The following is a 12,677-nucleotide window of genomic DNA, read 5'->3' as shown; positions in this document are numbered from 1 at the left end:
ATGGCAAGAGAGTTCTCCTTAAAGAATACTCGTAATATTGGAATCATGGCTCACATTGATGCTGGTAAAACAACAACAACTGAGCGTGTACTTTATTACACTGGACGTATCCACAAAATTGGTGAAACTCATGAAGGTGCATCTCAGATGGACTGGATGGAGCAAGAACAAGAACGTGGAATCACGATTACTTCTGCTGCGACAACTGCGTCGTGGAAAGGTCATCGTGTAAACATCATCGATACTCCTGGACACGTAGATTTCACTGTTGAAGTTGAACGTTCATTACGTGTACTTGATGGTGCAGTAGCAGTTCTTGATGCTCAATCAGGTGTTGAACCACAAACTGAAACAGTTTGGCGCCAAGCTACAACATATGGTGTACCACGTGTTGTATTCGTTAATAAAATGGACAAAATTGGTGCTGACTTCTTATATTCTGTTTCTACTTTACATGATCGTCTTCAAGCAAATGCTCACCCAATTCAATTACCAATTGGTGCTGAGGATCAATTTGAAGGAATCATTGACTTAGTAGAAATGAAAGCTACATTCTATGGTAATGATTTAGGAACTGATATCGTTGATAAAGAGATTCCTGAAGAATACCAAGAGCAAGCTGAAGAATACCGTGAGAAGTTAGTTGAAGCAGTTGCAGAACTAGATGAAGACTTAATGGAAAGATACCTTGGTGGAGAAGAAATCTCTAACGACGAGCTAAAAGCAGCAATTCGTAAAGGTACTTTAAATGTAGAATTCTATCCAGTAATCTGTGGATCTGCATTCAAAAACAAAGGTGTTCAAAAAATGCTAGATGCAGTTATTGACTATCTTCCAGCTCCAACTGATGTTGCAGCTATCAAAGGTATCATTCCTGATACTGAAGAAGAAGTAACTCGTGAATCTGGCGATGATGGCCCATTCTCTGCATTAGCTTTCAAAGTAATGACAGATCCTTACGTTGGGAAACTTACATTCTTCCGTGTATACTCTGGTACACTAAGTTCTGGATCATACATCCAAAACTCTACTAAGGGTAAACGTGAGCGTGTAGGTCGTATCCTTCAAATGCATGCAAACAGCCGTGAAGAAATCTCTGAGGTTTATTCTGGTGATATTGCTGCGGCTGTAGGTTTAAAAGATACAACAACTGGTGACACTCTATGTGATGAGAAAGATCTTGTTATCTTAGAGTCTATGCAATTCCCAGAGCCAGTTATTCAACTTTCTGTTGAGCCTAAATCTAAAGCAGATCAAGATAAAATGACTACTGCTTTACAAAAACTTCAAGAAGAAGATCCAACATTCCGTGCTCATACTGACCAAGAAACTGGTCAAACAATCATCGCAGGTATGGGTGAGCTTCACCTAGATATCCTAGTTGACCGTATGAAACGTGAATTCAAAGTAGAAGCTAATGTTGGTGCTCCTCAGGTTGCTTACCGTGAAACATTCCGTCAATCTGCAAAGGTTGAAGGTAAGTTCGCTCGTCAATCTGGTGGACGTGGACAATTCGGACACGTTTGGATTGAGTTCTCTCCAAACGAAGAAGGTAAAGGCTTCGAATTTGAAAACAAAATCGTTGGTGGGGTAGTTCCACGTGAATACGTACCTGCAGTTCAAGCTGGTCTTGAAGATGCAATGGGTAACGGTGTACTTGCTGGATTCCCATTAGTTGATGTAAAAGCTGCATTAGTTGATGGATCTTACCATGATGTTGACTCAAGTGAGATGGCGTTTAAGATCGCTGCATCTTTAGCACTTAAAAATGCTATTTCAAAATGTAGCCCAGTCATCTTAGAGCCTGTTATGAAAGTAGAAGTTGTTATTCCTGAAGAATACATGGGAGATATCATGGGAGGAGTTACTTCTCGTCGTGGCCGTGTAGAAGGTATGGAAGCTCGTGGTAATGCGCAAGTAGTACGTGCGATGGTTCCACTATCTGAAATGTTTGGTTATGCAACTTCATTACGTTCTAACACTCAAGGTCGTGGAGTATTTACAATGCACTTCGATCACTATGAAGAAGTACCAAAATCAATTTCTGAAGAAATTATCAAAAAAAATAAGGGTGAGTAATTGATTTTACCCCCTTTAATGAAGTATAACTTATGTGAGAACAGAAAGTGATCGTTCGCTTTCTGTTACATATATCCTAAAATAATAACAACTCTAAGGAGGATTTTAGAATGGGTAAAGAAAAATTCGACCGTTCCAAAACGCATGCTAATATCGGTACAATCGGACACGTTGACCACGGTAAAACTACATTAACAGCTGCAATCACTACTGTACTTGCTAAGCGCAGTGGTAAAGGTGCTGCTATGGCATATGACATGATCGATGCTGCTCCTGAAGAGCGTGAGCGTGGAATCACAATCTCAACTGCACACGTTGAGTATGAAACTGACACTCGTCACTACGCACACGTTGACTGCCCAGGACACGCTGACTATGTTAAAAACATGATCACTGGTGCTGCACAAATGGACGGTGGTATCTTAGTAGTATCTGCTGCTGATGGTCCAATGCCACAAACTCGTGAGCACATCCTATTATCTCGTCAAGTAGGTGTACCTTACCTTGTTGTATTCTTAAACAAATGTGACATGGTAGATGACGAAGAATTATTAGAACTAGTTGAAATGGAAGTACGTGACTTACTATCTGAGTACGATTTCCCTGGTGACGATGTTCCTGTAATCAAAGGTTCAGCTCTTAAAGCTCTTGAAGGAGAAGCTGATTGGGAAGAGAAAATCGTTGAGCTAATGAACGCTGTTGACGAATACATCCCAACTCCTGAGCGTGACACTGAGAAGCCATTCATGATGCCAGTAGAGGACGTATTCTCTATCACTGGTCGTGGAACTGTTGCTACAGGTCGTGTTGAGCGTGGACAAGTTAAAGTTGGAGACGTAATCGATATTATCGGTATTACGGAAGAGCCAAAATCAACTACTGTAACAGGTGTTGAAATGTTCCGTAAGCTTCTTGATTACGCTGAAGCTGGAGACAACATCGGTGCACTTCTTCGTGGAGTAGCTCGTGACGATATCCAACGTGGTCAAGTACTTGCTAAACCAGGTACAATCACTCCACACACAAAGTTCAAAGCTGAAGTTTACGTTTTATCAAAAGAAGAAGGTGGACGTCACACTCCATTCTTCACTAACTACCGCCCACAGTTCTACTTCCGTACAACTGATGTAACTGGTATCTGCCAATTACCAGAAGGCGTAGAAATGGTTATGCCTGGAGATAACGTTGAAATGTCAGTTGAGCTTATCGCTCCAATCGCAATCGAAGAAGGAACTAAGTTCTCAATTCGTGAAGGTGGACGTACAGTAGGCGCTGGCGTTGTAGCTACAATCCAAGAATAATTTCTTCTATAATAAGAAGAAAAAAGGCGAGCAGCTAATGCTCGCTTTTTTTTATGTCTTAGGAAATGATCATAAGAATAAAGTGGAGAACCATTTCAGTATCTATTTTCTAATGACTCCTCTTATCTATTAGAGTATGAAAAAGTAGTTTATTATTTCACAAGTAGTTGAATTAAAAATGAAAGTACTGATTTTTTAAGGTTTAACTTATATAATGGTTAATCATTAAATTGTTATTTGTTTATAATTGTGAATTTAAAAACCTACTATAGAAAATAGCTTTATCACTGATTTACTAGAATCATGTGAAAATATATCCAAGTACTAGCAGCTGTTGCGTTAGAACGACAAAATATGTATAATAGTAAAAGTGCGCAAGAAACATATTTAAATATTAAAAAGTTCTTGCATCTAGCACCGGTTTTTTGTATAATAGACAATGTTGGTCTTTGACTGCGATGAAGCAGGAGGTTGCCGATACACACGGCCGCTTTGCCATGGCATGTGTAGGGAAAATTCTTGCGGAGAAAATGTCTATTTTTAAAATAGGCGAAAAGGAGGGAAAATAATGGCAAAACAAAAGATTCGTATTCGTTTAAAAGCTTATGATCACAGAATTCTTGATCAATCAGCTGAGAAAATTGTAGAAACTGCAAAACGTTCGGGTGCAAATGTATCTGGTCCGATTCCGTTACCGACAGAAAGATCTGTATACACTATCCTTCGTGCGGTTCATAAGTACAAAGATTCTCGTGAGCAATTCGAGATGCGTACTCACAAACGTTTAATTGATATCATCAGCCCAACACCACAAACTGTTGACGCGCTAATGCGTTTAGACTTACCATCTGGTGTTGACATTGAAATCAAACTATAATTTTTACTATTAAAATAAATCATATATATTACTAGGAGGTGTGACTCATGACCAAAGGAATCTTAGGAAGAAAAATTGGTATGACGCAAGTATTTGCTGAAAATGGTGATTTAATTCCGGTAACAGTTATCGAAGCTACTCCAAACGTTGTACTTCAAACGAAATCTGTTGAAACTGACGGTTATTCAGCAGTTCAGTTAGGTTTTGAAGATAAACGTGAAAAATTAGCTAACAAACCTGAAAAAGGTCACGTAACAAAAGCAAACACTGCACCTAAGCGCTTCGTTAAAGAACTTCGTGAAGCTAGCTTAGAGCAATACGAAGTTGGTCAAGAAGTCAAAGTTGATATTTTCGCTGCTGGTGAAACAGTAGATGTAACAGGAATTTCAAAAGGTAAAGGTTTCCAAGGCTCAATTAAACGCCACGGACAATCTCGTGGACCTATGTCCCACGGTTCTCGTTACCATCGTCGCCCAGGTTCAATGGGACCTGTAGCACCAAACCGCGTATTCAAAAACAAACTTTTACCAGGTCGTATGGGTGGAGAGCGTATTACTGTTCAAAACTTAGAAATCGTAAAAGTAGATGCAGAACGTAACCTATTATTAATCAAAGGTAACGTACCTGGACCTAAAAAGGCTCTTATTACAGTTAAGAGTGCAGTTAAAACAAAATAATCTCTCTAGGAAAGGAGGAATTGGGTAATGCCTAAAGTAGCATTATTAAACCAAACTGGATCTAACGTTGGAGAAATCGAACTTAATGATTCTGTATTTGGTATCGAACCTAATCAGCATGTATTATTTGATGCGGTTATCATGCAAAGAGCTTCCTTACGTCAAGGAACTCACAAAGTAAAAAATCGTTCTGAAGTAGCAGGCGGAGGACGCAAACCATGGCGTCAAAAAGGAACTGGTCGTGCACGTCAAGGATCTATCCGTTCGCCACAATGGCGCGGTGGTGGTGTCGTATTCGGACCAACTCCACGTTCTTATGCATTCAAATTACCTAAAAAAGTTCGCCGTTTAGCGATCAAATCAGCTTTATCAACTAAAGTAATTGACAACAATATCGTTGTTCTTGAGGACTTAGCACTTAACGCACCAAAAACAAAAGAAATGGCTTCAGTTCTAAAAGGTCTTTCTGTTGAGAAAAAGGCGTTAATCGTTACAGCTGACAACAACGAAAATGTTGCATTATCAGCACGTAATATTCCTGGTGTAACAGTTGTTACAGCTAACGGAGTTAACGTACTTGATGTACTTAACCATGAAAAGCTTATTATGACGAAAGCTGCGGTGCAAAAAGTAGAGGAGGTGCTTGCATAATGAAAGATCCTCGTGATATTATTAAGCGCCCCGTAATTACTGAACGTTCAACAGATCTTATGGCTGAAAAGAAATATACATTTGAAGTTGATGTAAAAGCTAATAAAACTCAAGTTAAAGATGCGATCGAGTCTATCTTTGACGTTAAAGTTGAAAAAGTTAACATCATGAACTACAAAGGTAAATTCAAGCGCGTTGGTCGTTATTCTGGACTAACTAATCGTCGTCGTAAAGCGATTATTAAGCTTACTGCAGATAGCAAAGAAATCGAATTATTCGAAGTATAATTTTAATAGAAAAGGAGGGATATCGATATGGCGATTAAAAAATATAAACCAACCTCTAATGGTCGTCGTGGCATGACAGTTTCTGATTTTGCTGAAATTACGACTGACCAACCGGAAAAGTCATTACTTGCGCCTCTTCACAGAAAAGGTGGACGTAATAACCAAGGTAAATTAACAGTTCGTCACCAAGGTGGTGGACACAAACGCCAATATCGTGTGATCGATTTTAAACGCGACAAAGATGGTATACCAGGACGCGTTGCTACAATCGAATACGATCCAAATCGTTCAGCAAACATCGCACTTATCAACTATTTTGATGGTGAGAAAAGATATATTCTTGCACCGAAAAACTTAACGGTAGGAACAGAAATTATGTCTGGTCCTGAAGCAGATATCAAAGTAGGTAATGCACTTCCATTACTAAACATCCCAGTTGGTACTGTAGTACACAACATCGAACTTAAACCTGGAAAAGGTGGTCAATTAGTTCGTTCAGCTGGTACTTCTGCTCAAGTTCTTGGTAAAGAAGGTAAATACGTACTTGTACGTTTAAATTCTGGTGAAGTTCGTATGATTCTTGCAACTTGCCGCGCGACTGTAGGTCAAGTAGGTAACGAGCAACATGAACTTATCAACATTGGTAAAGCAGGTCGTTCTCGTTGGTTAGGCAAACGTCCAACTGTACGTGGATCTGTAATGAACCCTAACGATCACCCACACGGTGGTGGTGAAGGACGCGCTCCAATCGGACGTAAATCACCAATGTCACCATGGGGTAAACCAACTCTTGGTGCGAAAACTCGTAAAAAGAAAAACAAGTCAGATAAGTTTATCGTGCGTCGCCGTAAAAAATAACGTGGTTGAACTACGGTTCCATCGAACCGTAGCACGATCACGAAGGGAGGTACAATCATGGGCCGTAGCTTAAAAAAGGGACCATTCGTTGATGAACATTTAATGAGCAAGGTTGAAAAGTTAAATGATACTGAGAAAAAACAAGTGATTAAAACTTGGTCTCGTCGTTCTACTATTTTCCCACAATTCATTGGTCACACTATTGCTGTTTATGATGGACGTAAACATGTTCCTGTATATGTAACTGAAGATATGGTAGGTCACAAACTTGGTGAGTTTGCACCTACACGTACGTATAAAGGTCATGCAAGTGACGACAAAAAAACAAGACGTTAATGAGAGGAGGCATTTTACATGCAACAATCTAAAGCTGTCGCAAGAACAGTACGCATTGCTCCTCGTAAAGCTCGTTTAGTTTTAGATCTTATTCGAGGTAAGCAAGTCGGCGAAGCAGTAGCGATTTTAAATCATACGCCAAAGGCTGCTTCACCAATCATTGAAAAAGTATTAAAATCTGCTGTAGCTAACGCTGAGCATAACTATGAAATGGACATTAATAGCTTAGTTGTATCTGAAGCTTATGCTAACGAAGGTCCAACTCTTAAACGTTTCCGCCCACGTGCTATGGGTCGTGCAAGTGCTATTAACAAGCGTACTAGCCACATTACAATCATCTTAACAGAAAAGAAGGAGGGATAATCTGTGGGTCAAAAGGTAAATCCAGTCGGTCTTCGTATTGGAGTTATTCGTGATTGGGAGTCTAAATGGTTCGCTGGTAAAGACTACTCAACTCTTTTACATGAAGACATCAAAATTCGTGAATATATTTCAAAACGCCTTAACGATGCATCTGTATCTAAAATCGAGATCGAACGTGCTGCAAACCGCGTAAACGTTACTATCCACACTGCAAAGCCTGGTATGGTAATTGGTAAAGGTGGTACAGAAGTTGAAGCTTTACGTAAAGCTCTTAACCAACTTACTGGCAAACGCGTTCACATCAACATCTTAGAAATCAAAAAAGCTGATCTTGATGCTAAATTGGTTGCTGAGAACATTGCTCGTCAATTAGAGAATCGTATCTCTTTCCGTCGTGCTCAAAAACAAACAATTCAACGCGCTATGCGTGCTGGTGCACAAGGTATCAAGACTCAAGTATCTGGTCGTCTAGGTGGAGCAGATATCGCACGTGCTGAGCATTATAGCGAAGGAACAGTTCCACTACACACACTTCGTGCTGATATCGATTACGGAACAGCTGAAGCTGATACAACTTACGGTAAATTAGGCGTAAAAGTTTGGATCTATCGTGGAGAGGTTCTTCCTACTAAGAAGAAAACTGAGGAAGGAGGAAAATAATATGTTATTGCCAAAACGCGTAAAATATCGTAGAGAGCACCGTGGAAAAATGCGCGGTCGTGCTAAAGGCGGTACGGAGGTTCACTTCGGTGAGTACGGTATCCAAGCTCTAGAAGCTTCTTGGATCACAAACCGTCAAATCGAAGCAGCTCGTATTGCGATGACACGTTACATGAAACGTGGCGGTAAAGTTTGGATTAAAATCTTCCCTTCTAAGCCTTATACAGCAAAACCTTTAGAGGTTCGTATGGGATCTGGTAAAGGTGCTCCAGAAGGTTGGGTAGCAGTTGTTAAACCTGGTAAAGTAATGTTTGAAATTTCTGGTGTTTCTGAAGAGGTAGCACGTGAAGCTCTACGTTTAGCGTCTCACAAATTACCAATCAAAACGAAATTTGTAAAACGTGAAGAAATTGGTGGTGAATCTAATGAAAGCTAATGAAATTCGTGACCTTACCACTGCTGAAATTGAACAAAAAGTAAAGTCTCTTAAAGAAGAGTTATTTAACCTTCGCTTTCAACTAGCGACAGGACAATTAGAAAATACTGCTCGCATCCGTGAAGTTCGTAAATCGATCGCTCGTATGAAAACTGTTGTACGTGAAAGAGAACTCGCTGCTAATAATCGTTAATAAGAGAGGAGGTTTACTGAATGAGTGAACGTAACCAACGCAAAGTATACACAGGCCGTGTTGTATCTGACAAGATGGATAAAACTATCACTGTTCTTGTTGAAACATACAAAACACACCCATTATACGGTAAACGCGTTAAGTACTCTAAGAAATTAAAAGCGCATGATGAAAACAACCAAGCGAAAGCTGGTGACATCGTAAAGATCATGGAAACTCGTCCATTATCTGCTACGAAACGTTTCCGTCTTGTAGAAGTCGTAGAAGAAGCTATTATCATTTAATATTTGTTCGGATAGTTAATTCCGAAGGGAGGTAACATAAGTGATCCAACAAGAATCTCGTTTAAAAGTTGCTGACAACTCTGGTGCTCGTGAAGTTCTAACAATCAAAGTATTAGGTGGTTCTGGTCGTAAAACTGCTAATATCGGTGATGTTATCGTTTGTACGGTAAAACAAGCAACACCAGGTGGCGTTGTCAAAAAAGGTGACGTAGTTAAAGCAGTAATCGTTCGTACTAAGAGTGGTGCACGTCGTTCAGATGGTTCTTACATCAAATTCGACGAAAATGCATGTGTTATTATCCGTGATGACAAGGGCCCACGTGGTACACGTATTTTCGGACCAGTTGCACGTGAATTACGTGAAAACAACTTCATGAAAATCGTATCATTAGCTCCGGAAGTTCTATAATAAATCTGATTGCCTTACTAAGGAGGTGCGACTAGGATGCATGTAAAAAAAGGTGATAAAGTTATGGTTATCTCTGGTAAGGATAAAGGGAAACAAGGCGTAGTTCTTGCTTCTTATCCTAAAAAGGATCGTGTACTTGTTGAAGGTATTAATATCGTGAAAAAACACGCTAAACCTTCACAAGCTAACCCACAAGGTGGGATCTTTAACCAAGAGGCACCTATCCATGTATCAAATGTTATGCCACTTGATCCTAAATCAGGTGAGCCAACTCGTGTTGGTTTTAAAGTGGTTGACGGTAAAAAGGTACGTGTAGCAAAAAAATCTGGTGAAACTTTAGATAAATAGTAAATCAGGAAGGGAGGTATTTCAGTGAACCGCCTTAAAGAAAAGTATCAAAAAGAAATCACGCCTGCATTAATGACTAAATTCAACTATGAATCAGTAATGCAAGCTCCTAAATTAGAAAAAATCGTTATCAACATGGGTGTTGGTGATGCAGTTTCAAACTCTAAAGCACTTGATGTTGCTGTTGAAGAGTTAACTCAAATCACTGGTCAAAAACCAGTTGTAACAAAAGCAAAAAAATCAATTGCAGGCTTCCGTCTTCGTGAAGGTATGCCAATCGGTGCAAAAGTTACACTTCGTGGTGAGCGTATGTACCAATTCTTAGATAAGTTAATCGCTGTTTCACTACCTCGTGTACGTGACTTCCGTGGAGTATCAAAGAAATCATTTGACGGTCGCGGTAACTACACATTAGGTGTTAAAGAGCAATTAATCTTCCCTGAGATTGATTATGATAAAGTAAACAAAGTTCGTGGTATGGATATCGTTATCGTAACAACTGCGAATACTGATGAAGAAGCACGCGAACTATTAACACAGTTCGGTATGCCGTTCCAAAAATAATCGCTAAGTAAAGGGAGGCGAAATTGTGGCTAAAAAATCAATGATTGCTAAGCAAAAGCGCGAGCAAAAGTTTAAAGTACAAGAGTACACTCGTTGCGAACGTTGCGGACGTCCACACTCAGTACTACGTAAATTTAAGCTTTGCCGTATTTGTTTCCGTGAACTTGCTTATAAAGGTCAAATTCCAGGCGTGAAAAAAGCTAGCTGGTAAAACCGTAAAACGGGAAGGAGGTTATTTAGTAATGGTTATGACAGATCCTATTGCAGATATGCTTACTCGCATTCGTAATGCGAATATGGTACGTCACGAGAAACTTGAGTTTCCTGCATCAAAAATCAAAAAGGAAATTGCTGAAATCTTAAAGCGTGAAGGTTTTGTTCGTGATGTAGAGTATGTAGAAGACAACAAACAAGGTATCATTCGTATTTTCTTAAAATACGGAGCAAACAACGAGCGTGTTATTACTGGTCTTAAGAGAATCAGTAAGCCAGGCTTACGTGTTTATGCTAAATCTGATGAAGTACCACGTGTACTTAACGGTTTAGGTATCGCGATCGTTTCAACTTCTCAAGGTGTTTTAACGGACAAAGAAGCTCGTGCAAAACAAACTGGTGGAGAAGTATTAGCATACGTTTGGTAATTAGTTCAAAAAGAATGGAGGTGTAATGAATGTCTCGTATTGGTAAGAAATTACTAGAAATTCCTACTGGTGTTACGATTAACATCGCAGAAGACAATACAGTTACTGTTAAAGGTCCTAAAGGGGAATTAACTCGTACATTCAATCCTGATATTAAAATCTCAATCGAAGAGAATATTTTAACTGTTTCTCGTCCATCTGACGCGAAAGAGCACCGTGCACTTCACGGTACAACTCGTAGCCTTCTTGGAAACATGGTAGAAGGTGTATCAAAAGGTTTTGAAAGAGGATTAGAGCTTATCGGTGTCGGTTACCGTGCTTCTAAATCTGGTAATAAATTAGTTCTTAACGTTGGTTACTCTCACCCAGTTGAGATCACACCTGAATCTGGTATCGAAATTGACGTACCTACACAAACAAAAGTTGTTGTAAAAGGTACTGATAAAGAGCGCGTAGGTGCAATTGCAGCTAATATCCGTGACGTTCGTCCACCAGAGCCTTATAAAGGTAAAGGTATTCGTTACGAAGGCGAATTTGTTCGTCGTAAAGAAGGTAAAACTGCGAAGTAATATCGCTTAGATGATAAGAAAGGAGTGACCTAGATGATTACAAAGGCTGATAAAAATGTTGTACGTAAAAAGAGACATGCTCGTGTTCGTGCTAAGTTAACTGGTACTACAACTCGTCCACGTCTGAACGTTTATCGTTCTAACACACACATTTATGCACAAGTAATTGATGATACTAACTCAGTAACATTAGCGAGTGCTTCTACTTTAGATAAAGATTTCTCTCTTGATTCTAAAGGTAACGTTGAAGCAGCTAAACAAGTTGGTGAATTAGTAGCTAAACGTGCTATCGAAAAAGGTGTTAAATCTGTCGTGTTTGACCGCGGTGGGTACTTATATCATGGTCGTATTAAGGCTCTAGCTGAAGCTGCTCGTGAGGCTGGCCTAGAATTTTAATCGCAAAAAGGAGGGACATAAAGAATGCGTATTGATCCAAACAAATTAGAACTTGAAGAACGCGTAGTTACCGTTAACCGTGTTGCTAAAGTTGTTAAAGGTGGTCGTCGTTTCCGCTTTGCAGCACTTGTTGTTGTAGGTGATAAAAACGGTCATGTAGGTTTCGGTACTGGTAAAGCTCAAGAGGTACCAGAAGCAATCCGTAAAGCAATTGAAGATGCAAAGAAAAACCTAATTACAGTACCTATGGTTGGTACTACAATTCCTCATCAAATTATCGGACAATTTGGAGCAGGAAACATCCTTTTAAAACCGGCTTCAGAAGGTACCGGAGTAATCGCTGGGGGACCTGTTCGTGCGGTATTAGAATTAGCAGGTGTAGCTGATATCTTATCTAAATCTTTAGGTTCAAATACTCCAATTAATATGATCCGTGCTACTATTTCTGGTCTATCTGAACTGAAGAGTGCTGAAGATGTTGCTAAGTTACGTGGCAAAACGGTAGAAGAACTGTTAGGATAAGGAGGGAACAAAATGGCGAATAAGTTACAAATTACCCTCACTCGCAGTGTAATTGGTCGTCCTGAAGACCAACGAGTTACTGTTAAAACACTTGGACTAAAAAAGTTACACCAAACTGTTGTTCAAGAAGATAATCCTGCGATTCGCGGTATGATTAATAAAGTTGCTCACTTAGTTACAGTTAAAGAACAATAATAGAAACATAAATCTATAAGGAGGTGTCCCG

Annotated in this window: 22 protein-coding genes; all 22 read left to right on the top strand. The window is 39.6% G+C overall.

The features are described from left to right. The 22 genes from fusA to rpmD all read left to right on the top strand — a co-directional run bounded on the left by fusA (position 1) and on the right by rpmD (position 12,646). Positions 1–2,079, top strand: coding sequence for an elongation factor G (gene fusA / locus A9C19_RS19625; RefSeq protein WP_072581463.1), 2,079 nt, complete (start codon positions 1–3; stop codon positions 2,077–2,079). Between the two features lie 110 nt (positions 2,080–2,189). Further along, on the top strand, positions 2,190–3,380 hold the full coding sequence (tuf, locus tag A9C19_RS19620; protein ID WP_072581462.1) for an elongation factor Tu: 1,191 nt from the start codon (positions 2,190–2,192) through the stop codon (positions 3,378–3,380). 568 nt (positions 3,381–3,948) lie between these two features. After that, positions 3,949–4,257, top strand: coding sequence for a 30S ribosomal protein S10 (rpsJ, locus tag A9C19_RS19615; protein ID WP_026561219.1), 309 nt, complete (start codon positions 3,949–3,951; stop codon positions 4,255–4,257). A gap of 47 nt (positions 4,258–4,304) precedes the next feature. Further along, positions 4,305–4,934: a 50S ribosomal protein L3 gene (gene rplC, locus A9C19_RS19610; protein WP_072581461.1), complete on the top strand. Its 630-nt coding sequence runs from the start codon at positions 4,305–4,307 to the stop codon at positions 4,932–4,934. Positions 4,935–4,961: 27 nt separating this feature from the next. Further along, positions 4,962–5,585 carry a 50S ribosomal protein L4 gene (gene rplD / locus A9C19_RS19605; protein WP_072581460.1) on the top strand — a complete coding sequence of 208 codons (624 nt, stop codon included), beginning with the start codon at positions 4,962–4,964 and terminating at the stop codon, positions 5,583–5,585. Then, entirely contained in the window at positions 5,585–5,872 is a 288-nt protein-coding gene (rplW, locus tag A9C19_RS19600) for a 50S ribosomal protein L23 (RefSeq protein ID WP_072581459.1), read from the top strand. Before rplD ends, rplW begins: the two co-directional genes overlap by 1 nt. Positions 5,873–5,899: 27 nt before the next feature. Beyond that, entirely contained in the window at positions 5,900–6,730 is an 831-nt protein-coding gene (gene rplB / locus A9C19_RS19595; RefSeq protein WP_072581458.1) for a 50S ribosomal protein L2, read from the top strand. A gap of 57 nt (positions 6,731–6,787) precedes the next feature. Continuing rightward, positions 6,788–7,066: a 30S ribosomal protein S19 gene (gene rpsS / locus A9C19_RS19590; protein WP_072581457.1), complete on the top strand. Its 279-nt coding sequence runs from the start codon at positions 6,788–6,790 to the stop codon at positions 7,064–7,066. Between the two features lie 18 nt (positions 7,067–7,084). Beyond that, entirely contained in the window at positions 7,085–7,429 is a 345-nt protein-coding gene (rplV, locus tag A9C19_RS19585) for a 50S ribosomal protein L22 (RefSeq protein ID WP_072581456.1), read from the top strand. Between the two features lie 3 nt (positions 7,430–7,432). Further along, positions 7,433–8,089, top strand: a complete 657-nt coding sequence (gene rpsC / locus A9C19_RS19580; protein ID WP_072581455.1) for a 30S ribosomal protein S3 — start codon at positions 7,433–7,435, stop codon at positions 8,087–8,089. 1 nt (position 8,090) lies between these two features. Beyond that, entirely contained in the window at positions 8,091–8,525 is a 435-nt protein-coding gene (gene rplP, locus A9C19_RS19575) for a 50S ribosomal protein L16 (RefSeq protein WP_072581454.1), read from the top strand. Beyond that, positions 8,515–8,718 carry a 50S ribosomal protein L29 gene (gene rpmC, locus A9C19_RS19570; RefSeq protein ID WP_072581453.1) on the top strand — a complete coding sequence of 68 codons (204 nt, stop codon included), beginning with the start codon at positions 8,515–8,517 and terminating at the stop codon, positions 8,716–8,718. The genes rplP and rpmC overlap by 11 nt, the downstream gene beginning before the upstream one ends. Before the next feature lie 20 nt (positions 8,719–8,738). Continuing rightward, entirely contained in the window at positions 8,739–9,002 is a 264-nt protein-coding gene (rpsQ, locus tag A9C19_RS19565; RefSeq protein ID WP_072581452.1) for a 30S ribosomal protein S17, read from the top strand. Between the two features lie 40 nt (positions 9,003–9,042). Beyond that, positions 9,043–9,411: a 50S ribosomal protein L14 gene (rplN, locus tag A9C19_RS19560; protein WP_026561230.1), complete on the top strand. Its 369-nt coding sequence runs from the start codon at positions 9,043–9,045 to the stop codon at positions 9,409–9,411. Positions 9,412–9,447: 36 nt separating this feature from the next. Further along, positions 9,448–9,759, top strand: coding sequence for a 50S ribosomal protein L24 (gene rplX / locus A9C19_RS19555; RefSeq protein WP_072581451.1), 312 nt, complete (start codon positions 9,448–9,450; stop codon positions 9,757–9,759). A gap of 24 nt (positions 9,760–9,783) precedes the next feature. Next, positions 9,784–10,323: a 50S ribosomal protein L5 gene (rplE, locus tag A9C19_RS19550; RefSeq protein WP_072581450.1), complete on the top strand. Its 540-nt coding sequence runs from the start codon at positions 9,784–9,786 to the stop codon at positions 10,321–10,323. 25 nt (positions 10,324–10,348) lie between these two features. After that, positions 10,349–10,534 (top strand): type Z 30S ribosomal protein S14, encoded by a 186-nt coding sequence (locus A9C19_RS19545; RefSeq protein WP_069716795.1) that lies wholly within the window; start codon positions 10,349–10,351, stop codon positions 10,532–10,534. Between the two features lie 31 nt (positions 10,535–10,565). Continuing rightward, positions 10,566–10,964 (top strand): 30S ribosomal protein S8, encoded by a 399-nt coding sequence (gene rpsH, locus A9C19_RS19540; RefSeq protein ID WP_072581449.1) that lies wholly within the window; start codon positions 10,566–10,568, stop codon positions 10,962–10,964. Positions 10,965–10,993: 29 nt separating this feature from the next. Continuing rightward, positions 10,994–11,533 (top strand): 50S ribosomal protein L6, encoded by a 540-nt coding sequence (rplF, locus tag A9C19_RS19535; RefSeq protein ID WP_072581448.1) that lies wholly within the window; start codon positions 10,994–10,996, stop codon positions 11,531–11,533. A 33-nt stretch (positions 11,534–11,566) separates the two neighbouring features. Continuing rightward, positions 11,567–11,929, top strand: a complete 363-nt coding sequence (rplR, locus tag A9C19_RS19530) for a 50S ribosomal protein L18 (protein ID WP_072581447.1) — start codon at positions 11,567–11,569, stop codon at positions 11,927–11,929. A gap of 24 nt (positions 11,930–11,953) precedes the next feature. After that, complete coding sequence (gene rpsE / locus A9C19_RS19525; protein WP_072581446.1) at positions 11,954–12,451, top strand: 30S ribosomal protein S5; 498 nt, start codon at positions 11,954–11,956, stop codon at positions 12,449–12,451. Between the two features lie 12 nt (positions 12,452–12,463). Next, on the top strand, positions 12,464–12,646 hold the full coding sequence (gene rpmD, locus A9C19_RS19520) for a 50S ribosomal protein L30 (protein ID WP_072581445.1): 183 nt from the start codon (positions 12,464–12,466) through the stop codon (positions 12,644–12,646). Positions 12,647–12,677 lie beyond the last annotated feature (31 nt).

The sequence above is a fragment of the Bacillus weihaiensis genome (assembly GCF_001889165.1).
GTDB lineage: Bacteria > Bacillota > Bacilli > Bacillales > Bacillaceae > Metabacillus > Metabacillus weihaiensis.
Note: the sequence above shows the minus strand (reverse complement) of the source record. Positions and strands in the feature narration are given on the sequence as shown.